This window comes from Brenneria rubrifaciens, from assembly GCF_005484945.1.
GTDB lineage: Bacteria > Pseudomonadota > Gammaproteobacteria > Enterobacterales > Enterobacteriaceae > Brenneria > Brenneria rubrifaciens.
Genome location: NZ_CP034035.1, coordinates 3024803 through 3046588, shown reverse-complemented (window position 1 = coordinate 3046588; position 21786 = coordinate 3024803). Strand labels below are relative to the sequence as shown.

The window sequence follows — 21786 nt, the reverse complement described above, 5'->3', positions numbered from 1 at the left end:
TGTTGGCATCGCCCTGAAACGCAAAACCCGCGGCTGACGCCTACGGGTTGTTTGAATAGCGTTCAGCCAAAGTCAACTGGCTGAATTAGAGATTTTGCTGCCTAATTTCTCCACGTCCTGACCAAAACCGCGCGTGGTATTGCAACCACTTAGCGTTGCTGCCATCAGCAGGGATACCAGTATTAATTTCGTCAATCTCATCATCGTTACCAGCAGGGTTGTACATCACTACACTTTGTCATAACACTGGGCAGAAATTCAATCTCAGCAACCCCGAAAAGGTTGATATTTATCATCTTAGTCAGCCTGAGGGTGGGTGGTGGCGCGTAGGGGATGTTAATCGGGTATGGCCTACCCACGGATGAAGGCGGTGCATTACTGTTCTTCCGCCAGAAACAGCTCCAGCAGCGAATTCAAAAACAGCTTGCCGTGTTCGGTAATCTGCCAGTGCGTGGCGGATTCAATCAGATAGCCCTGTGCCAGCGCTTGATCCAATTGCGCGCGAATGATGCTTTCATCCAACCCGGTGTAAGCGGTGAAATCGCCGCGCGGCGCGGCTTCCAGCAGACGAAAACGGTTCATGAAAAACTCAAAAGGCCGGTCTTCGTTCGCTACGTCATGCTGCCTGTCCAGATAATTGCCCTGCATGTAACCGCGCGGATGGCGGGTTTTTACCGTACGCAAAATGCGCCCGTCGCTGAAGGTAAGCTTGCCGTGCGCGCCACAGCCGATCCCCAGATAGTCGCCAAAACGCCAGTAGTTGAGATTGTGCCGGCATTGATAACCGGGTTTGGCATAGGCCGAGGTTTCGTATTGCTGATAACCCGCGGCGCTGAGTAACCGGTGGCCCTGCTCATAAATGTCCCACAGCGCGTCATCGTCCGGCAGCGTCGGCGGGCGCGAGCTGAACAGCGTGTTGGGCTCGATGGTCAGTTGATACCACGATAAATGGGGCGGACTCAGCGCGATGGCCTGACGCAGATCGTCCAGCGCGTTTTCAAGCGATTGATCCGGCAGCCCGTGCATCAGGTCGAGGTTAAAACTGCGCAGCCCCAGCCCGGCGGCCAGCTTAGCCGCGCGTTTGGCCTCGTTCGGGCCGTGAATACGTCCCAGCCGGGTCAGCTTTTGTGAATCGAAGCTTTGCACGCCGATGGAAATGCGGTTGATGCCCGCCCGTTGATAGCCGCTGAAACGATCGGCCTCGACCGTACCCGGATTGGCTTCCATGGTGATTTCGGCATCCGGCGTCAGCGCCAGCCGCGCCCGCACGCCGTCCAGCAGCCATTGCATGGCTGGCGCGCTCAGCAGGCTCGGCGTGCCGCCGCCGATAAAAATCGAATGCAGCGCCCGGCCGCCAGTCAGCGGCAGATCGGCATCAAGGTCGGCCAGCAGATGTTCAACATATTCCTGATGCGGCACATCGCCTTTCAGCGCGTGTGAATTGAAATCGCAATAGGGACATTTCTGCACACACCAGGGAATATGGATGTACAGGCTGAGCGGCGGCCGTTTAAGCATGTCGCAGGGCATCCAGCAATAAACGCAACGCCTGACCGCGGTGGGAGCGGGCGTTCTTCTCTTCAGGCGTGAGCTCGGCGGACGTTTTGCCCAGTGCCGGCACGAAGAAGATCGGATCGTAACCAAAACCGCCCACGCCCGCGGGTTGATGCGTCAATACCCCTTTCCAGCGACCGTGGCACACCAGCGGAGTAGGATCTTGCGCATGGCGCAGATAGACCAACACGCAGTGAAAGCTGGCGCCGCGCTGTGCGTCAGGCACATCTTTCAGGGTATGCAGCAGCTTATCCAGATTTTGCCGATCGCTGGCGTCAGCACCGGCATAGCGTGCGGAATAAATACCCGGCGCGCCGCCCAGCGCATCCACCGCCAGCCCGGAGTCGTCCGCAATGGCGGGCAAGCCGGTAATTTGCGCGGCATGACGCGCCTTCAGGATCGCATTCTCAATAAACGTCAGCCCCGTTTCTTCGGCGGAATCGACCCCCAGTTCGGTTTGAGCCACGATATCCAGGCCAAAGTTTGCCAGCAGACTGGCGAGTTCGCGCACTTTACCGGGGTTGCCGGTCGCCAAAACCACTTTTTGCATGCTGTTTTCCTGCGTCTTTATTGAATGAGTTCCGCGACTTCAGCCGGGATAGTTTGCGGGTTGATGATTTTAATCTGTTTATGCCGCCCAAGTTCACCTTTTTCGATAACGACCTGACTTTTGGCGACACGGAATTGTTTGGCGAGGAATTTGGTCAGATGGGCGTTGGCCTGCCCATCGACCGGCGGGGCGGTCACGGCGACTTTCAGTTCGTCGCCGTGCAGCCCGATAATCTGATCGCGACTGGCTTTCGGCTGAATATACAGCCGAATCACCAGATCGTCATGTTGGCGGACGACGGCGCTCACAGCAGGAACCACAGTCCCGGAAACAGATCCATACCCAGATAATTGAGCAAATACAGGATCAGGATCACCACCATGGCGGAGAAATCGATGCCGCCCATCGCCGGGATAACGCGGCGGATCGGCGCCATAAAGGGTTCAGTCAACTGATGCAGCAGATACTCGACCGGGCTGCGGCCCTGGCTTATCCAGCTCATCAGCGAGCGAATAATCACCACCCAGAAAATCAGGTAGCCCGCCGATTTGATCAGGGAGAGTAAACCGACCAGCAGATTCATCGGGCTGAGCGACAGCGCCCCCACCTGAATCAGCAGCAGCAACGGATACTTGATGGTAGTCAGAACAAACGCCAGCAGCAGCGAGGCGCTGTCAATCGGACCCAATGACGGCAGAATGCGGCGCAACGGTCCGACAATCGGCTGGGTGATTTTGACCACAAATTGCGACAGCGGATTATAAAAGTCGCTGCGCGACCACTGCATCCAGATGCGCAACAGCAATACCATCACATAAAGGTCAACCAGCGTTTTGACCAGAAAAGTCAGGGTGAGCATAGATACGTCAGTTCCTTATTAAGAGTAAACGGGCGGATGATTAACGCGGTGCGTTAAAAAAGCTTTTCCATTTCCTGTGCGCGGTTGACGGCGGCCTGCATCGCAGCGGACACCGTTTGCGTCAACTGGCGCTCGTTGAATACCTGTAGCGCTTGTGCCGTGGTGCCCCCTTTGGACGTCACATTTTCGCGCAGCGTTGACAGCGGCGTATCGGGGTTCGCTTCAACCAGCGCGGCGGCGCCGGTTGCCGCCTGCTGCACCAACAGACGCGCGGTATCCTGATCGAATCCCTGACGCATCGCTTCCTGCTGCATGGCCTCCATAAACAGGAAGAAATAGGCGGGCGCGCTGCCCGCCGCGGCGATAACCCCGTTAATGCCGGATTCATTCTCGACCCAGCATACTTTGCCAACGCTTTCCATCAGCCCGGCGGTGAATGCCCGATCGGTTTCACTGACGACGGCAGGCGCATACAGCCCGCTCATGCCTTTGCCCACCAGCGAGGGCGTATTGGGCATAATGCGCACGATATTCAGTTGCTCGCCTAACAGCGCCTGAAAACGGGCGATGCTGATACCGGCGGCAATCGACAGCACCAGCTTGCCGGTGAAATCCACCTGTGGCCGTAACGCTTCGCACACGCTCGCCATCAACTGTGGCTTGACGGCCAGCACAATGACGTCCGCTTCCTGCGCGCAACGTGCGTTATCGTCGCTGCTGGTCACGCCATATCGGGCCGCCAGGACGTCACGATGTTTGCCGGAAGGCGCGCATACGCTGACCTTACTGGCGGGGTAGCCCCCTTCAATTAATCCGGCGACAATGGCCTGCGCCATATTCCCGGCGCCAATAAACGTTATTTTACGTTGTTGCATCTGAATTCTCGCTGATTACCGTGTTTTGCGAAAGGCGGTACTGTGATTCGGGCTATGCGGCTGAATAATCGCGCGCGCCGAAAATGGCCGTGCCGATCCGCACCAGTGTACTGCCTGCGGCGATGGCCGCTTTCATATCATCGGTCATCCCCATCGATAAGGTATCAATGTGGGGATAGTGTAATGCCAACTGTTTGAACAGGTCATCCATTCGCCGGAAAACGTCAAGCTGAAGCTGATAATCCGTTTCCGGCGCCGGGATAGCCATCAAACCACGCAGGCGTAGATTCGGCAAGTCGGCGACGCTGGCGGCCAGTCCGGTGAGTTCTTCAATCATGATGCCGGACTTGCTCTCTTCGTTGCTGATATTGATCTGCAACAGAACGTTTAACGGCGGCAGCGAGGCAGGACGCTGTTCACTCAGACGCTGGGCGATGCGCAGGCGATCGACGGTATGAAACCAGTCAAAATGTTCCGCCACCAGCCGACTCTTATTCGACTGGAGCGGGCCGATAAAGTGCCATTCCAACGGCGTATCCGGCCGGTTTTCCCGAAAGTAACGGATTTTGTCCACGCCTTCCTGAACATAGTTTTCGCCAAACGCCCGTTGTCCGGCGTTGATCGCCTCTTCGATGGCCGTCACAGGTTTGGTTTTACTGACTGCAAGCAGCGTAACTTTCTCTGGCGCCCTTGCGCACCGTTGCGCGGCCGTTGCGATCTGCTGGCGGATGTCCTGTAGATTCTGCTGGATAGTGGTCATAGTGATTCAGGAGGTTAATTTATGGATGTGGGTGAATGGGTGGCGCTTAGTGTAAAACATAATGCCTCGGATCTGCACCTGTGTAGCGGACATCCTCCGGTGCTGCGCGTTGATGGCCGACTTCGGTCTGAAAATACCTTACCACGTTTGTGTGCTGAACAACTGGAACAATGGTGTGCGGCGTGGCTGTCGACGGCCCAACAACGGCAACTGCGGCGGTCAGGGCAGGTTGACGGCGCGCAGACGCTGGCGGACGGCCAGCGTCTGCGGGTTAACGTTTTTCGTCAGCGCCACGGGCTCTCTGTCGCGCTGCGGCTCATTCCCTCATCCCACTTCTCTCTGGCCGCGCTGCGGGCGCCTGCGATCCTCTCCGAACTGATTGAGCGGCAGGATGGGTTGGTTTTAGTGACGGGGGCGACGGGGAGCGGGAAATCCACTACGCTGGCGGCGATGATTGCCGCCCTGAACGAACGGCATGCCCGCCATGTCATCACGCTGGAAGATCCGATCGAGTTTATCCACGCCAGCCGGCAGTGCCTGGTTCAGCAGCGACAAATCGGCCAACACAGCGCATCGTTTGCACAAGCGTTGCGTGCCGCGCTGCGTGAAGATCCCGATGTTATTCTGCTGGGAGAATTACGCGATACTGAAACTATCCGGCTGGCACTGACCGCGGCGGAAACCGGTCATCTGGTGCTCGCCACTCTGCATACCCGTAGCGCGGCGCAGGCGGTCGACAGGCTGATTGATGTGTTCCCCGGCGAGGAAAAAGCCTTTGTTCGCAGCCAACTGGCGGCGTGTTTACAGGCGGTGGCGGCGCAGAAACTATTGCCGATGCCGCAAGGGGGAAGGGTGGCGTTGTTTGATGTGTTGACCGCGACCCCGGCGGTCAGCAATCTGATTCGGGAAGGTAAAAGCCACCAGTTGCCCAGCCTGATACAGACCGGGGCGCAGGCGGGCATGCAGACCTTTGAGCAAAGCTGGCAGCAGCGCCGCCGGGAGGGGTTGCTGGAGTGACGGCCTGCGTGCCTTATCTGTCGGCGCGATACGTTGGGGGCCAGTGGCTGGCCCTGCCGGTTATTTCACGCAATTACGCCCCTGTCGTTTGGCGGCGTACAGGTTTTCGTCCGCACGTTGAATCCAGTCATCCACCGAGGCAAAGTCCGGGCGCCAGGGCGCGATGCCCATGCTGACCGTAAATTTCAGCGTTTTCTGTTCATACGACAACGAATGCTGTTCAACCCGCTTGCGGATGCGCTCTATGATCGTCAGCGCCGTTTTGTAAGAGACATTTCTGAGCAGAAGAATAAACTCTTCGCCGCCAATGCGGGCGACCAGATCGTCATTACGCAGTGATAATCGCATCAAACCCGCCAGTTCCTTGAGCACCGCGTCACCCGCTAAATGGCCGTATTTGTCGTTTATTTTCTTGAAAAAATCGATATCCAGCAGTGCCAGGCAGCTTTTTTTTACGTTGACGTTCCGTTGGCTGGACTGAAAAAACGCGTTGGCTTGCTCAAAAAAATTGCTGCGGTTGGGTAGCCCGGTAAGATAATCATGACCGGCATTGAAACGCAGCGTTTCTTCTGTTCGCCTGCGTTCATCTTCCAGATCGCGGGCGTGAATGATGATGCCCAGCGTTTTCACCAACGGAGCCAGCAGGTCAATCAGATTTTGGTCATAGCCACTTGGACGATTCGCCAACGCTATCATGCCGATAGGCTTGCCATTGTGGGTGATGGGAATAGCGAGAAACGAGTATAGCGGCGGGTGTCCGGTCGGAAAACCCTGGCCGGCCGGGTGAGTCGCCAGATTGTTGGTACAGACCACCGTGTTGTGGGTGACGGCATGGCCAAACAGATTGTCGAGCTGGCGGAATACCAGTCCGCCATGGGTTTTACGCTGCCGGTTATACCATGCCCGTATTTTTTTATCCCATGACAGGTTGGAGATAGAGGGAATAAAGAGGGCCTTGCCTTTTTTATCTTCCAGCACTTTGGCGATAAAGCCAAATTCGCTGTTTGTCACATTCAGCAGGCGGGAAAACACTTTATCACAGGCGGAAGGCAAATCGTGATCGAGAAGAAAACTGTCGTGCGCGGAGAGCAGAATATCGAGAATCGCGCCTTGCTGTTCAGCTTTTTTTTCCGTCTGAACATTTTGCGTTATATTCTGGGCGTATTTAATGACTTTGCTAATATTGCCATGATCATCCATTATCGGATTGTAAGTAGCCTGTATCCAAAGCGACATATTATTTTTTCCCAGACGGTGAAAGCGACCGCTAATAGATTGGCCGCGCCGTAATGTCCTCCAGAACTTTTTGTATTCCGATGATTGAAGATAGGCTTCTTCGTATAATAATTTGTGATGCTCTCCAAGTAATTCCTCGCGTTTATAGCCTGTTAGCGTGAGGTAATTATCGTTGACATGAATGATGTATCCTTCCCGATCAAATTCAATCACACACTGTGAATTATCGATGGCTTCTAATTTTATGCGGTGCTCGGTCGTGAAATATTTTTGCCGGGTAATATCCAGCGCCAGTTCAATGATTCCGATGTTTTGGCCGTGGTCATCGACAATCGGCGTATAGGCGGCATGAATCCAAATTGGATCGCCGTGCCGGGTTCGGCGTTTGAATTCCCCGAAGCGGATATCGCCATTAATCACGCTGGGCCAGAAATGGTCGTGCTCCTGCCGCTGTTGTTCGAGTAAAAATGTCTTGTGGTGCTGATTGATAATCTCGGCTTTGTCGAAGCCTAACATGTTGCAAAAACAGGTGTTCGCTTCGACCAACCTGCCGAATGGATCGAACTCGGCGATAGCGTACGCTTTATCCAGCGCCACCAATTTGTCCTGACTGTAAAGTCGGGTAATCAAATCAGTATCCGATAGTTGACTATTCATGTTCATCTTTAATCTCTACCTAATTATTCCTGCCACAATATTTATTCAATATATTACTCTGTATTCGGCCGAGAATAACGCTCAAGCGAATGCATGGAATGACGGTGAACCGCCTGAATGCCCCTTTCTTTTTTGAATTGAAGATTATTTTAATTTTGTATCCCAAAAGCACGCATTATGCGTATTCCACAGCAGACGTTTGGAAAACGTTGGAGAATCGCTTTTAATTTATTTGAGAGTATAACGCAGGAATTTTTTTTTGTGGCTTAGATCGATTTTTTATTAAATTTATCTTTTCCCTTATCCAATTTTTTCTATCCATTCCGATCCGGACGTGGCAAACGGTAGCGGCATCCGGGCGTCAACCGGATGCCTGGCTTCTAATCCTGATAGCTGAATTGCTCCGGCGTCCGGCGCATAATAACCTTACCGCCACGAATCGACACGCTGGCTTTGGCCTGGCGGCGTATGGCTTCGTAGTCATTCTCGGCGTCCAGTATCACCAGATTGGCCGGGCGGCCGACGACAATACCGTATCTCTCACCCAGATTCATCGCTTTGGCACTGTTATCGGTGACAAAATCGAGGCAGCGTTGCAAATCTTCATAGCCCATCATATGGCAGATATGCAATCCGGCATCCAGCACGCGCAGAATGTTGCCGTTTCCAAGCGGATACCACGGATCTTTGATGGAGTCCTGTGCGAAGCAGACATTCATGCCCGCGCGGTCGAGTTCGGCTACCCGGGTTACGCCGCGTCGTTTGGGGAAGGTCTCGAAACGTCCTTGCAGGTGAATACTTTCGGTTGGGCAGGAAACAAAATGGATCTCCGACATTTTAAGCAAGCGGAACAGCTTATAGCAGTAGGCGTTGTCGTAAGAGCCCATGGCCACCGTATGGCTGGCTGTGACCCGATGTCCCATCCGACGCACCCGCGCTTCTTCAGCCAATACTTCCAGAAAGCGTGATTGGGCGTCATCGGTTTCGTCACAGTGTACGTCTACCAGGCAACCGGTGCGTTCGGCCAGGTCCATCAGGAACTTGATGGAACTCACCCCCTGATCGCGGGTGTTCTCGAAATGGGGAATACCGCCGACCACATCGGCGCCCATTTCAATGGCGCGCATCATCAATTGGCGTCCGTTGGCAAAGGACTCAATGCCTTCCTGCGGGAAAGCCACAATTTGCAAATCAATCAGATCGCGCGCTTCCTGCTTCACCTCCAGCATGGCTTTCAGCGCCGCCAGGCTGGGATCGGTAACGTCAATATGCGTTCGCACATGCTGAATACCGTGATCGCGCAGCATACCGATGGCGGTGTGCGCCCGGCGTTTGGTGTCGTCGTGGGTGATGCTGGCCTTGCGCTGGCCCCAGCGTTCAATGCCTTCAAACAGCGTGCCGCTCATGTTCCATTCCGGTTCACCCGCAGTCAGCGCGGCATCCAGATGAATATGCGGCTCGACCAGCGGAGGAATGACCAACCGGCGGTTGGCGTCGATCGCATCGCGGTTTTCCGCCGCGGTTAAGTACTCAGTCTGGGCATCAATCGAACCAATCAACCCGCTATCTAAGGTGATAGTGAAAAGTCCGTTTCGCCGACGAAGCGCGGCATTGATAATTTTCATAAAAACTCCCGCTGTTGTGTATTTGACCTGCGCCAGATAAGCAAGGCGACGGACGCATTTAAACAAAATAGCGGATTGACTGGCCTGACTGCCGTTCAATCCGCTGTAGACGCAGGTTTAGCGTATTCCGGCGAATCGCCAGGCGTTCCACTGCCTTGATGAGATTACCGTTCTCTTGCTGTATGGCATCCCGTGTTACCAGCAACAGTGCCGGTTTTTTACGATGTTCGTCAAATAAATATCCCAGGGTTTTTTTCATAAACCGGGTGCTCAAACGACAACCGGCGTGAGCTGTTTGAGCACCCGGTTCGCCGTAGGCGCGCATACCTTTAGCGGGGCGTGGGATCTCGGCGACATGGCGTACCCGGCCGGATTCGCTAAATGCAGTTCGATAGGGTGGCGCGATTTGCGAACCCGATGAATCATGGCGAGCCACATCATTTATTATCGTTAAAATAACAGCTAACACTTAGCATCACTGCCAATAAAAATATTTTAACTAGACCGCTAATTATTAATGCATTTTTTCTGTTAATTTTGTTAAAAGTCATATTTTCCCGGATGAAATTTTGACGCTGAAATAACAGTTTTTAGGTGGTTTGATTAAAGCGTATTTTAGATTTTGAAATGGAAAAATGAATATTCGCATCGATTAGCGTTAACAAACAATGGGTTACCTCTTCCGGCTGCGGCACGCATCCGTCAATCGACAATAAACATCAGCAAGACCAGGAAACGAAAATTTTATTTATAATTCAATCAGCCACCTGGAACTTCATGACAACATCAGTATTTTCATCTGTCACAATATAGGGATGAGAGAGATATCTTTGTTTTTTAAGATGTGGATATTTATATTATTTAGAACATAAAAGAAATGTTTAATCTCATCAGGCCGCCGGGCGGTGAAAATGGTTGCCCGAAAACATCCGGAAGCATTTCCCGAATGCTTCCGGATTAGGGATAGTTACACCTGAAATACCGCCATTGAACGCATGAGTTGCCGGGATTGTTCTTCCAGCGATTGGGTGGTGGTTGAAAACGATTTCACCAGTTGCGTATTTTGCTGCGCCGCTTTGTCGATTTGGGTGAAGGCGATATTGACCTGTTCAATGCCCCGGTGCTGCTCTTGTGTCGCACTGGAGATATTTTTCATCAATTGCGTGATCTGGGTGATCGCCTCATCCATTTCGTTCATGGTTTCGCCTGCGCGCGCAGCCAGATTTAGCCCTTCTGAAATGCGTGTTTGCGAATCAGCGATCAGGGCGCGGATCTCTTTGGCGGCCTGTGCGCTGTGCTGCGCCAGATTGCGGACCTCGCCGGCGACGACGGCGAATCCCCGGCCCTGTTCGCCCGCGCGGGCCGATTCCACCGAAGCGTTCAGCGCCAGAATATTGGTCTGGAAGGCGATGCCGTCAATCATGCCGAGAATGTCATTAATCCGTTTGGCGCTGGCGTCGATTTCGTGCATTTTTTCAATGACATTACCGACGGATTCACTGCTGAGACTGCTGGTATCCGCTGCGGAATTGGCGATCTGATGCGCCAATTCCGCATGTTCGGCGTTGTTTTTCACGGTTGCGCTCAGTTGCTCCATGCTGGCCGCGGTTTGCTCCAGCGACGCGGCGGACTCTTCAGTTCGCTGGGAAAGATGGATATTGCTTTCAAAGAGTGCGTGGCTGGCATGGTCGATCTGGGTGCTGGCGTCACGCACCTGGCTGACGGAGTCCAACAGCGCCCCTTGCATACGGCCGATGGCGTCGTTAAGCCGCCCCAATTCATTACTGCCGCCCAGCATCAGGCGATGCGTCAGATCGCCCGTGGCGACGCGCTCCAGTTGCTCAATGGCGAAATCCAGCGGTTTTAACAGCATGTGCCGCAGCGCTAGCCAGGCAAGGCCGGCCAGCGCGACCGACAGCAGACAGGAAATCGCGATCAGCAGCAGCATCAATCGTTCATTGTGTTCCGCGAGCGCGAGCCGCTGTTCGGAGAGTTGTTGCGCATGCATCCGGAAAGCCTGAATGGATTGATCGAAAGCATCGCTCAACGGGCCGAGCTGCTTTTCGAGCACGTCGTAATATTCGTCGGTGTATTGTTTTTGCAGAGCGTTCAGCATCGGCGTCATACCCTGGTCGAGGTAGGCCTGATAGGTTTTTTGTACGTCCTGCGCTAGCCCGAATCTTTGGGTATCCGGCTTGACGGAGGCCATCACGTGAGTGATTTCCTGTTGGGACTGGCGCAGATTTTTTTCCACGATCCCTGTTTCCTGCGTGCCCTCTTCAAGCCGGCCCATTTCAATTTTTCTGACGGCCAGCGTTGCCGATGCTCTGGCCCTGAGCGTGAGATTATATCCGTTCATCAGGCTACTGAGCTCGGTTCCCTGAATTTGGTTCAGCGCCAGCAGCGCTTCCTTGTCCTTTTTAATCGCCAGAATGCCCATACCGCTGACGATAAGCAGCAGCAGGGTTGCTAATAACAATAATGTCAGTAATCCGGTGCGAATAGAGATATTTTTCAGGCCCATCGTTTCCCTTTTCCTTGTGTGTGCAGCATTAAAGCGACAACAGTCGTAAACTTGCCGACCCGTTAAACGTTGCGTTGTTTCCGAGGCGGTGAATAAAACAGAAAATACGAGGTTACTTCTGTGGAAGCATACTTGATGACGGTAAGACAAAGATAAAATTAAAAATATATGGTAAATCGGAAAAGCCGGCACGATCGGGTTCCCTGTCCGCCGGTTAGGGATTCTGCGCCTGGGCCAGCCGTGGGATGGGCGCTAAGCGCATTGTTGCGCTGTTCCTGAAATCGTTATTTAAAAGAGATAGCCGGTTCTGGCAATATCGGATGGCAAACCAATAGACATGCCGGTCAAATAAACCGACCTCCGAGTGTGGCGGCCGGGCCGGTTTCCCCTGGGAGAATAGCGGATGAAAACTGCGCTGGCGTTGCGTCATGTTCACTTTGAAGATTTGGGCATTCTGGAAGCATTCTTACACAAACGCGGCTACCTCTGCCGTTATCTTGATCCGGCGGTGGACGATCTGTCGACGGTCGACCTCGTTGATTACGATTTGCTGGTGGTATTGGGCGGGCCGATTGGCGCGTTCGATCATGAGACGTACCCCTTTTTAGTCGCGGAGTTGGACCTGATCCGTCAGCGGCTGGAGAGTAAAAAGCCTGTGCTGGGGATTTGCCTGGGGGCGCAACTGATGGCCCGGGCGCTGGGTAAGCGCGTGGCGCCAATGGGCGTCAAAGAAATCGGCTTTAGCCCTTTGACGCTCACGCCCGCCGGAGCGCGCTCGGCGCTATCCGCACTGGATGGCAAGGCGGTTCTGCACTGGCACGGCGATCGGTTCGAGGTTCCCGACCAGGCGCAACTGCTGGCCGGAACCTCCGTTTGCCCGCATCAGGCGTTTGCGATTGGCGATTATGCGTTGGGGTTGCAGTTTCATCTGGAAGTCTCCCCCAGAAATCTTGCCTACTGGCTGGTGGGGCACGCCTGTGAACTGGGACAGGCAGGCATCGATCCGCGTTTATTACGGGAACAGGCGGAGCGTCACTGCGCGGAACTGGCCGATGCAGCCTATCGCATGATGGATAATTGGCTGACGCAGTGTGAGACGGCCCAATAAACCCGGTCTATCCCCTTCATCCTTCAAGTGGCCTGCGCGTTGGCTTCGCTCGCTCATCCCATTGTTTACTGGTGTCCGCTTCAGGGGATGCGTTGCGTCGCCGCCTGCCAGCAACGCGAATTATTCAGGGATATGACATTCAGGAACGATCGCCGATAAAATCGTACCTGCGTGAACCAAATCGTATTGTGAATAACCGTGGATCGCCGCGTTATGCTTTGCCATTGTCGGCTTTTTTAATGCGCGCGCTTGATAAATGATCATATTTATCAAGCGCTGACTCATGCTCCCTTTCATTGTATTCATCATAACGCCAGCGCTGGCACAACCTTTGCTCTATGGGTTTTGAACATTGAAACCAGAATGCATGGCTTTTTAACGTTTATTTAAACAGAGGTGTGTGATGACGCGGAAATTAGCGATTTATGGCAAGGGCGGGATTGGTAAATCAACCACCACCCAAAATACAGCGGCGGCATTGGCTTATTTTCATGGAAAAAAGATTTTTATTCACGGTTGCGATCCGAAAGCGGATTCGACCCGTTTAATATTGGGAGGGAAACCGCAGGAAACATTAATGGATGTATTACGCGATCAGGGCGCAGAAAAGGTCACCAACGATATGGTGGTGAAAAAAGGCGTGTTTGATATTCGTTGTGTCGAGTCTGGCGGTCCAGAGCCGGGCGTGGGCTGCGCGGGTCGTGGCGTTATTACCGCTATCGATTTGATGGAGAATAATAAAGCCTATACCGATGATTTAGATTTTATTTTCTTTGATGTGTTGGGGGATGTGGTCTGCGGCGGGTTCGCCATGCCGATTCGCGATGGCAAGGCGCAGGAGGTCTATATCGTGGCTTCCGGTGAAATGATGGCGATCTACGCGGCCAACAATATATGCAAAGGGCTGGTGAAGTATGCCAAACAGAGCGGCGTCCGCCTCGGCGGTATTATCTGCAACAGCCGTAATGTGGATGGCGAAAAAGCGTTTCTGGAGGAATTTACCGCCGCCATCGGCACGAAAATGATCCATTTTGTGCCGCGTGACAATATTGTACAAAAAGCGGAATTTAATAAAAAAACGGTGACGGAATTTGAGCCGGAAGCGAATCAGGCAAAAGAGTATTGCGAATTAGGCCACAAGATTATTGAAAATAAAGACCTGGTTATTCCTCGCCCGTTAACCATGGATCAGTTGGAATCCATGGTGGTTAAATATGGTCTGGCCGACTGATCGTTCGTTGTTCTGAATAAATGCCGCATGCGGCTTTATTGATGATTTTCATTTAGCGTGGGGAATATATTATGCCTTACCATGAATTTGACTGTAGTCAGTGTATTCCTGAAAGGAAACAGCATGCGGTCGTAAAAGGCCCGGGTGAAGATTTAACGTCGGCGTTGCCGCTGGGATATTTAAATACCATTCCGGGCAGTATTTCCGAGCGCGGTTGCGCCTATTGCGGGGCGAAGCATGTCATCGGCACGCCGATGAAAGATGTGATTCACCTCAGTCACGGGCCGGTCGGCTGTACTTACGATACCTGGCAGACAAAACGCTATATCAGCGACAATGATAACTTCCAGCTTAAATATACGTTCGCCACGGATATGAAAGAAAAACATATCGTGTTCGGCGCGGAAGGCATCCTGAAGAAAAATATCATTGAAGCCTTTGACGCGCATCCGGCCATTAAACGTATGACGATTTATCAGACCTGCGCTTCGGCGCTGATTGGCGATGATATTGCCGCCGTTGCGCAGGAAGTGATGGATGAGCGGCCCGAGGTGGATATTTTTGTCTGCAACTCGCCCGGCTTCGCGGGGCCGAGTCAGTCTGGCGGCCATCATAAAATCAATATTGCCTGGATTAACCAGAAGGTGGGCACGGTCGAGCCGACAATCACCAGCGACTACGTCATTAACTACGTCGGCGAATACAACATTCAGGGCGATCAAGAAGTGATGGTCGATTACTTTAAACGGATGGGCATTCAGGTGCTGTCCACCTTTACCGGCAATGGCGCCTATGACGACCTGCGGGCCATGCACCGGGCGCACCTGAACGTGCTGGAGTGCGCGCGCTCAGCGGAATATATCTGTAATGAACTGCGGGTGCGCTACGACATTCCGCGTCTGGATATCGACGGATTCGGTTTCGTGCCTCTCGCGGACTCGTTGCGTAAAGTCGGTCTGTTTTTCGGCATTGAAGATCGGGCGCAGGCGATTATTGATGAAGAGATCGCTCGCTGGAAACCGGAACTGGACTGGTATAAAGCCCGTCTGAAAGGGAAGAAAGTTTGTTTGTGGCCGGGCGGTTCTAAACTGTGGCACTGGGCGCATGTCATTCATGAGGAGATGGGCGTTGAAGTGGTGTCGGTCTATACCAAATTCGGCCATCAGGGGGATATGGAAAAAGGCATTGCCCGCTGCGAGGCCGGGGCGCTGGCCATTGATGATCCCAATGAGTTGGAGTCGCTTGAAGCCATGTACCGGCTGAAGCCGGACGTCATCTTTACCGGCAAACGTCCGGGTGAAGTCGCAAAGAAAATCCGCGTGCCCTATCTGAATGCTCACGCCTACCACAATGGCCCCTATAAAGGATTTGAAGGGTGGGTGCGTTTTGCCCGTGATATTTACAACGCCATTTATTCACCGATTCACCAGTTGGCCAAGCTGGACATCAGTCAGGACGAGATCCCGACCGATCGCGGTTTCGTCACCGCCAGGATGCTTTCCGACGCCAGCCTGAGCGATGAGATGCGCAACGCGCCGGATTTGCGTGAATACAGCGGCGGTTATGACAGCGTATCCAAACTGCGCGAACGGGTTTATCCCACGTTTGCGGCGGATCAATCCTCCTTAGCCGTTGGCGGGTAAGGGGGCGTTATGAGCAATCCAAATGAGACGAAGGTTGACGCGCTGGTGGACTACATCATGAAGAACTGCCTCTGGCAGTTCCACTCCAGGGCATGGGATCGCGAAAAGCAAAACGCCGGTATTTTGCTGAAAACGCAGCAACTGCTGTGCGATGAGCCGGTGGATCTGAGCACCCCGGCCGATCGCTGCTATTGGGTGGACGCGGTGGTGCTGGCGGATGCGTACCGATCGCGTTTCCCCTGGCTTAACGACATGGATCACGACGCGATTCGTGTGCTGATGAAGGCACTGCATGAGCGGATGGATTATTTGACGATCACCGGGTCGCTGAACGCAGAGCTCACCGACCAACGTTATTAAGAGGTGCCTGATATGTCTTGTGAATTGAAAGCCAAAGATCGCGCCGGCGTGATCAATCCGATCTTTACCTGCCAGCCAGCCGGGGCGCAGTACGCCAGTATCGGCATTAAAGACTGTATCGGGATCGTACATGGCGGGCAGGGATGCGTCATGTTTGTCCGTTTGCTGATCTCCCAGCACCTGAAGGAAAGTTTTGAAATTGCCTCGTCTTCCGTCCACGAGGACGGGGCGGTTTTCGGTGCGCTGGATCGCGTGGAGCAGGCAGTGGATGTGTTGCTGATGCGTTATCCCCATGTGAAGGTGATCCCCATCATCACCACCTGTTCCACCGAAGTGATCGGCGACGATGTGGACGGGGTGGTGATCAAGCTGAACGAGGGACTGTTAAAGGAGAAGTTCGCCGATCGCGAGATCCATCTTATTCCAATCCATTCCCCCAGTTTTGTCGGCAGCATGGTCAGCGGCTATGACGTGGCGGTAAGAGATTTCATCAAATACTTCGCCAAAAAAGGGGAGCCAAACGGCAAGCTGAATGTGATTACCGGCTGGGCCAATCCCGGCGACGTGACGGCCATTAAACATTTGCTGACGGAAATGGACATTGATGCAACGGTGCTGTTTGAAATCGAGGCGTTTGACTCGCCGCTGATGCCTTCCGGCAATACGGTATCACACGGCAATACCACCATCGAGGATCTGACCAGTACGGCCAACGCGCTTGGCACTCTCGTACTGAATCGATACGAAGGCGCAAAAGCGGCCGGCTATCTGGAAGAGACGTTTAATGTCCCGGCCCTCATCGGGCCTTCGCCCATTGGTATTCGCAATACGGATACCTTTTTGCAGAACCTGAAAAAAATGACGGGTAAACCGATCCCGCCTTCACTGGTGCGCGAGCGGGGGATTGCCATCGATGCGCTCACCGATCTGGTTCATATGTTCCTTGCGGATAAAAAAGTGGCTATTTACGGTAATCCCGATCTGGTGATTGGCCTGGCGGAGTTTTGTCTGGATTTGGAAATGAAGCCCGTACTGCTGCTGCTGGGGGATGACAACGCCAGCTACGGCAGCGATCCCAGAGTGACGGCGTTGCAGGAAAAAGTGAGTTTCGGCATGGAGATTGTCACCAACGCCGATCTGTGGGAGCTGGAAAATCGCATTACTCAGCAGTCGCTGGAACTGGATCTGATTCTTGGTCATTCCAAAGGGCGGTTTACCGCGATTGATAACCAGATCCCCATGGTCAGGGTGGGGTTTCCGACCTATGACCGCGCCGGGTTGTATCGTTATCCTGTGGTCGGCTACGCGGGGGCGACCTGGCTGGCGGAGCAGATGGCCAACGCCCTGTTTACGGATATGGAGTACAAGAAAAATAAAGAGTGGATTCTGAACGTCTGGTAACGGCGTTTTCAGTAAAAATCGATCTTGCCCGGTCGTTGATTGCCGGACAAGGCTCCGTGATGTTTTGCCTGAGCGGGATCTTGCCATGTCGACATATCTTTTTGAGAAGGATGAAGAGCGGTTTACGCGCTGTCGTCAGGATGCGCAGAGCTATCACCGGCGGGCGGTGCTGTTTGCTGAACAGCAACAGTCGCCCAGTCTGGTATTTAACGTGGCGGCGATAGCGGTTGAAAACTATTTGATCGCGCTGTGCGCGCGGCATGGAACGATGCCGTTTAACCATAATTATACCAGCCTGCTGGCGGCCGTGGCGGAGTTGATGCCGTTGCCTGAAGCGCTATGCGAGGGAATTCGTCATCTGGACAGCATCTTCGGCATTTGCTCGGTGGATAATTACCACCACGGCACGCCCGGCATCGCAGACAAAGAGGCGATTTTGACTATCTGCCATGTGCTTTCAGCCCTGCTGGATGCGGCGGAATAACCGGGAGTTAGCATGATAGTGACAGGAAAACACCCTCCGCACGGGGACATGCGCCGGGATGACCGGGAAATTACCGATGCGCGGGAAATCGAACAGATTATTCAGGCTGCCAGGGTGATGTACCTGGGGTTGTCCAGTGACGATATTCCTTTTGTCGTTCCGGTGTTTTACGCCTGGGATGGACAGGCGCTCTATTTTCATTCGGCAAGAAGCGGGACCAAAATCGAGATCATGAAACGCAATAACAAGGTCTGTTTCGTGATATCCGTCGATCAGGGCGTGATTGACGATGCGATGGTGTGTAATTTCGAGGCCCGTCACCGTACGGTGATCGGTCTCGGCGAAGCCGTCTTTATCGAAGATGAAGAAGAAAAAATAACGGCGCTGAGCCGCATTGTGGAGCGCTTTACGACGCGGCCATCTGGTTTCCCGGCCGCCAACCTCAAAGCCACACAGGTCATCCGCATTAATATTCTTTCGCTGAAAGGAAAGAAGCACGGATACTGAGAGACACAGGAGCCAATGATGAAAATTGCCGTTTTTGTCGACTCGCAGGGTGAAATCGCCCCGTTATTCACCCCCGGCGTGGTGCGCGTCTTTGCCCATTGCGGCAATCATTGGCAGCCGGTCAAAGACATTCCTTATGCGCTTTGTCAGGATATGGGCTTGGCGGAAATCCGTACCCGGACGCTCGCGATGCTGGCTGAGCTTGCGGCGTGTCGGCACTTTGTCGCGCAGGACATACATGGCGCGCTGCTTGCCTGGTTTGACGGGATGGGGATCGCCATGTGGCGATGTCGCGGCGCGCCGGAGGCCTGTCTGACCGCCATTCGCGGCGCGGTGGGGCAAGGTCGCCCGGAGCGGGTTTCCGTGCAGCAGGCGTTTATTCAGCCAGGGATGGATGACGGCGAGTATCACATTAATCTGATGTCGGCGTTGGCAAGCGATGCCGGGTTGACGTCGAAACAACTGTTGTTGCCTTTTTTGCAAACGCAAGCCTTCACCCGGATCAATATCATCTGCGACCACCTGCCAAAATGGTTTGCGCAAAAACTGCCGGCGTTAAATCTGGCGATTGAGGTTGAGCGCCAACCTCAAGGTTATCTTCTCGCCACCCTCCACCCGGCTCCGGCAGGATCGATCGACTGAAACAGTAGGCCTTGAAACATAATGTACCAAAACGTACAGACGCCAACGCAGGTGTTCGCTTGAGAACACTTTTATCTTCCCGATTCGGGGACTAAATAAAAATTTATTATAAATCAATTAAATAAAACGCATTGCCCACGCGACGAAAGTGGCTTCTATTTTGCAATGATTCTGGTTCCTCATCCAGACCGTTCACGGTAACGCCAAAATATGGCGGTGGTGCGGGCGAGCAGGCGTGAATTCAGGTGGGATAGCCGTTGTGTCTTTCGGGGAAAAAAGCCATGAGTCGCAGAAAAGAGAGTACGACAGAGGCGAATTCAGGGCGGCATATTTTAAAACCGCTTTCGTTTACCTGTTTGTTGGGGGAGTGCCGTTCAGAGCTATTGCCGCTATTGTCGGAGGTCAGCAAGGTCGTCAGCGCGGAGGGATCGTTATCCAAGACATTAAAATTGGTTTTGGAACTGATGAAGCTGCACCTTCAGGTTACCCGTGCCATGATCACGCTCTATGATGCGAGTTGCGACCAGATTTTTATTCACGAAAGTTTCGGCCTGTCGCCGGAGGAAGCCGAACGGGGCGTCTATTATCCCGGTGAGGGGATTACCGGGAAAGTGGTTGAAACCAAACAACCGATCATTGTGCCGCATATTGCCGACGATCCCCGGTTTTTGAATCGTACCGGTAGCTGGGATAAGTATGAAGATCGTCATCTCTCCTTTATCTGCGTGCCGATTATGCGCGGAATGAAAGTGATGGGCACGATCGGTATCGAGCGCTTGTACAACAATGAACAACTGCTGTATCTGGACTTGGAAGTCTTGCGGATTATCGCCACCACTATCGCTCAGGCGGTGGAGCTGCACCTGCTGGAAAGGGCGCACCAAAAGGTGCTAAGGGAGCAAAATTCGCTACTGAAGCAGGCGCTACAGGAGAAATTCAAACCCGCCAACATTATTGGTAATTCGCGGGTGATGCAGTCCGTTTATCAGTTGATCGAAAAAGTCAGCCATGCCCGCACCACCGTTTTGATTCTGGGTGAAAGCGGGGTCGGCAAGGAGCGGGTGGCGAGTGCGATTCACTATAACAGTCACTGCGCCAATGGGCCGTTCGTGAAGTTCAATTGTTCCTCGTTGCCTGAAGGCGTGATTGAAAGCGAGCTGTTCGGTCATGAAAAAGGGGCGTTTACCGGCGCATTATCACGCCGGGCCGGGCGTTTTGAAGAGGCGGACGGGGGAACCATTTTCCTCGACGAGATCGGCGAACTAACGCCCTCGGCGCAAGCCAAATTGCTGCGGGTATTACAGGAGCGCTGTTTTGAGCGGGTGGGCAGTAACGAAACCCTTAAGGTGAATGTGCGTATTTTGGCGGCAACGCACCGCAACTTGCAGGATATGGTCGCCAGCGGGACGTTCCGCGAAGATCTGTTCTATCGCCTGAATGTTTTCCCCATCACCATTCCCCCGTTGCGTGAGCGCGGGAACGATATCCTGATCCTGGCCGATCACTTCAACGCGCATTTTGCCAAAGAGCAGGGGGTTGATGTGCCTTCGATTGCTACCCCGGCGTTGAATTTGCTCTTGAACTATAGCTGGCCGGGCAATGTGCGGGAGCTGGAAAATACGATGGAGCGGGCCGTCTTACTGGCGGACGAAGGAGTGATCCACAGCTACCATTTACCGATCAATCTTCAACCCGTGGTGCTGGGCGAAGCCGTAACCGGGCTGGAGGCTCAGTTGGCCAGAATCGAGTATGACATTATTGTCGAATCGCTTTCTCGCCATCAGGGGAATATTTCCCAGGCGGCGGCGCATCTGAATATGACGCGCCGTGCGCTGAGTTTAAGAATGGAAAAATATCAACTGGATTACAAAACCTTTCGATGTGGACACCGGTGATGAAAGTCGCTATCGGGCTGTCGCAGCGTAGAAAAAAAGCGGCCGGCCAAAGACCACGCCGCGCGCAGATTAAACTTTGCTCCCCCGCCAGAGGGATGACACCCTGCAAAAATTGCAGGCCGCCGTCAAAAGGATGTGATTGGCGGCTTTTGAGTCGCCGCTTGCAGCCTGTATCCGAAGATATCCCGCTGTTGCGGTTAAATAATTAGCCGAAGCGTCGGCGGCTGGTTTATCATCTGCCTATATATCCGCTATCTTTCACGTTACAGTGGTATGCCTTCTCCCACTGACGCCGATCGTCGTGCCAATTTGATGTTCGGAATGTCATGACGTTAACCGATAAGTAGCGCGATCGATTTCTTTAGTGCGACTTCAGGTCGCAAATCCATGATACCCAGAGGTATCCGAGGTTTATGTGCAGTTAACGAGTTTCACGGATTATGGCTTGCGGGCGCTGATTTATATGGCGTCTCTACCCGGTGAAAGAATGACCAGCATTTCGGAAGTGACGGAAGTGTATGGCGTGTCGCGTAATCATATGGTCAAAATTATCAATCAGCTCAGCCGTGCCGGATTTGTGATGGCCCTACGTGGAAAAAATGGCGGGATACGGCTGGGCAAACCGGCCGCTGCGATACGGATTGGTGATGTGGTGCGTGAGCTGGAGCCACTTTCGTTAGTTAACTGCGGTAGTGATTTCTGTCATATCACATCGGCTTGCCGGCTCAAACAGGCGCTCGATCAGGCGTTACGCCATTTTTTGCAGGAGCTCGATCAATACACGTTGGCTGATATGGTCAAAGAAAACCCGCCGCTTTACAAATTATTGTTGGTTGAATGAGTACTGTTCAGCCTCCT

General features: G+C 53.4%; 23 protein-coding genes. 11 read left to right on the top strand and 12 right to left on the bottom strand.

Translation table 11 applies throughout. The features are described from left to right. Nucleotides 1–72: 72 nt before the first annotated feature. From EH207_RS13860 to EH207_RS13830, 7 genes are all read right to left on the bottom strand, one after another. On the bottom strand, nt 73–204 hold the full coding sequence (locus EH207_RS13860) for an entericidin A/B family lipoprotein (RefSeq protein WP_137714517.1): 132 nt from the start codon (nt 202–204) through the stop codon (nt 73–75). Nucleotides 205–375: 171 nt separating this feature from the next. Beyond that, nucleotides 376–1518: a radical SAM family heme chaperone HemW gene (hemW, locus tag EH207_RS13855; protein WP_137714516.1), complete on the bottom strand. Its 1143-nt coding sequence runs from the start codon at nt 1516–1518 to the stop codon at nt 376–378. Further along, nucleotides 1511–2104, bottom strand: coding sequence for an RdgB/HAM1 family non-canonical purine NTP pyrophosphatase (gene rdgB, locus EH207_RS13850; protein ID WP_137714515.1), 594 nt, complete (start codon nt 2102–2104; stop codon nt 1511–1513). The genes hemW and rdgB overlap by 8 nt, the downstream gene beginning before the upstream one ends. A 17-nt stretch (nt 2105–2121) precedes the next feature. Further along, nucleotides 2122–2412 (bottom strand): DUF167 family protein YggU, encoded by a 291-nt coding sequence (gene yggU, locus EH207_RS13845; protein WP_137714514.1) that lies wholly within the window; start codon nt 2410–2412, stop codon nt 2122–2124. After that, nucleotides 2409–2963, bottom strand: a complete 555-nt coding sequence (locus EH207_RS13840; RefSeq protein WP_137714513.1) for a YggT family protein — start codon at nt 2961–2963, stop codon at nt 2409–2411. Before EH207_RS13840 ends, yggU begins: the two co-directional genes overlap by 4 nt. Before the next feature lie 53 nt (nt 2964–3016). Next, nucleotides 3017–3838: a pyrroline-5-carboxylate reductase gene (gene proC, locus EH207_RS13835; protein ID WP_137714512.1), complete on the bottom strand. Its 822-nt coding sequence runs from the start codon at nt 3836–3838 to the stop codon at nt 3017–3019. A 52-nt stretch (nt 3839–3890) separates the two neighbouring features. Beyond that, complete coding sequence (locus tag EH207_RS13830) at nt 3891–4598, bottom strand: YggS family pyridoxal phosphate-dependent enzyme (protein ID WP_137714511.1); 708 nt, start codon at nt 4596–4598, stop codon at nt 3891–3893. A 21-nt stretch (nt 4599–4619) separates the two neighbouring features. On the opposite strand from EH207_RS13830, the gene EH207_RS13825 reads away from it, so the two are divergent. Next, nucleotides 4620–5615, top strand: coding sequence for a type IV pilus twitching motility protein PilT (locus EH207_RS13825; RefSeq protein ID WP_137714510.1), 996 nt, complete (start codon nt 4620–4622; stop codon nt 5613–5615). 60 nt (nt 5616–5675) lie between these two features. On the opposite strand, the gene EH207_RS13820 is transcribed toward EH207_RS13825, so the two are convergent. From EH207_RS13820 to EH207_RS13805, 4 genes are all read right to left on the bottom strand, one after another. Next, nucleotides 5676–7508 carry a sensor domain-containing diguanylate cyclase gene (locus EH207_RS13820; RefSeq protein ID WP_137714509.1) on the bottom strand — a complete coding sequence of 611 codons (1833 nt, stop codon included), beginning with the start codon at nt 7506–7508 and terminating at the stop codon, nt 5676–5678. 380 nt (nt 7509–7888) lie between these two features. Then, nucleotides 7889–9133, bottom strand: coding sequence for a cytosine deaminase (gene codA, locus EH207_RS13815; RefSeq protein ID WP_137714508.1), 1245 nt, complete (start codon nt 9131–9133; stop codon nt 7889–7891). Nucleotides 9134–9191: 58 nt separating this feature from the next. Beyond that, nucleotides 9192–9602: a hypothetical protein gene (locus tag EH207_RS13810; RefSeq protein ID WP_137714507.1), complete on the bottom strand. Its 411-nt coding sequence runs from the start codon at nt 9600–9602 to the stop codon at nt 9192–9194. 498 nt (nt 9603–10100) lie between these two features. Continuing rightward, nucleotides 10101–11657 carry a methyl-accepting chemotaxis protein gene (locus EH207_RS13805; protein ID WP_137714506.1) on the bottom strand — a complete coding sequence of 519 codons (1557 nt, stop codon included), beginning with the start codon at nt 11655–11657 and terminating at the stop codon, nt 10101–10103. 403 nt (nt 11658–12060) lie between these two features. Between EH207_RS13805 and EH207_RS13800 the strand changes: the two genes are divergently transcribed. Further along, nucleotides 12061–12765, top strand: a complete 705-nt coding sequence (locus EH207_RS13800; protein ID WP_137714505.1) for a glutamine amidotransferase — start codon at nt 12061–12063, stop codon at nt 12763–12765. Nucleotides 12766–12885: 120 nt separating this feature from the next. Here the strand turns inward: EH207_RS13800 and EH207_RS18180 are convergent, their stop codons facing one another. Next, nucleotides 12886–13050, bottom strand: a complete 165-nt coding sequence (locus tag EH207_RS18180; protein WP_175413681.1) for a hypothetical protein — start codon at nt 13048–13050, stop codon at nt 12886–12888. 118 nt (nt 13051–13168) lie between these two features. Between EH207_RS18180 and nifH the strand changes: the two genes are divergently transcribed. The 9 genes from nifH (at nt 13169) to nsrR (ending at nt 21769) form a co-directional block, all read left to right on the top strand. Then, nucleotides 13169–13996 (top strand): nitrogenase iron protein, encoded by an 828-nt coding sequence (nifH, locus tag EH207_RS13795; protein ID WP_137714504.1) that lies wholly within the window; start codon nt 13169–13171, stop codon nt 13994–13996. A gap of 71 nt (nt 13997–14067) precedes the next feature. After that, on the top strand, nt 14068–15639 hold the full coding sequence (anfD, locus tag EH207_RS13790) for a nitrogenase iron-iron protein, alpha chain (RefSeq protein WP_137714503.1): 1572 nt from the start codon (nt 14068–14070) through the stop codon (nt 15637–15639). 9 nt (nt 15640–15648) lie between these two features. Further along, nucleotides 15649–15999, top strand: coding sequence for a Fe-only nitrogenase subunit delta (gene anfG, locus EH207_RS13785; RefSeq protein WP_137714502.1), 351 nt, complete (start codon nt 15649–15651; stop codon nt 15997–15999). Between the two features lie 12 nt (nt 16000–16011). Continuing rightward, nucleotides 16012–17400 carry a Fe-only nitrogenase subunit beta gene (gene anfK / locus EH207_RS13780; RefSeq protein WP_137714501.1) on the top strand — a complete coding sequence of 463 codons (1389 nt, stop codon included), beginning with the start codon at nt 16012–16014 and terminating at the stop codon, nt 17398–17400. An 85-nt stretch (nt 17401–17485) separates the two neighbouring features. Then, nucleotides 17486–17884, top strand: a complete 399-nt coding sequence (locus tag EH207_RS13775; RefSeq protein WP_137714500.1) for a hypothetical protein — start codon at nt 17486–17488, stop codon at nt 17882–17884. Between the two features lie 12 nt (nt 17885–17896). Beyond that, nucleotides 17897–18391 carry a pyridoxamine 5'-phosphate oxidase family protein gene (locus EH207_RS13770; RefSeq protein ID WP_246048889.1) on the top strand — a complete coding sequence of 165 codons (495 nt, stop codon included), beginning with the start codon at nt 17897–17899 and terminating at the stop codon, nt 18389–18391. A 15-nt stretch (nt 18392–18406) separates the two neighbouring features. Then, nucleotides 18407–19033 (top strand): Fe-only nitrogenase accessory protein AnfO, encoded by a 627-nt coding sequence (gene anfO / locus EH207_RS13765; RefSeq protein WP_137714499.1) that lies wholly within the window; start codon nt 18407–18409, stop codon nt 19031–19033. 281 nt (nt 19034–19314) lie between these two features. Continuing rightward, on the top strand, nt 19315–20928 hold the full coding sequence (locus EH207_RS13760) for a sigma-54 interaction domain-containing protein (protein ID WP_137714498.1): 1614 nt from the start codon (nt 19315–19317) through the stop codon (nt 20926–20928). A 415-nt stretch (nt 20929–21343) separates the two neighbouring features. Then, nucleotides 21344–21769 carry a nitric oxide-sensing transcriptional repressor NsrR gene (gene nsrR, locus EH207_RS13755; RefSeq protein WP_137714497.1) on the top strand — a complete coding sequence of 142 codons (426 nt, stop codon included), beginning with the start codon at nt 21344–21346 and terminating at the stop codon, nt 21767–21769. Nucleotides 21770–21786: the final 17 nt, after the last annotated feature.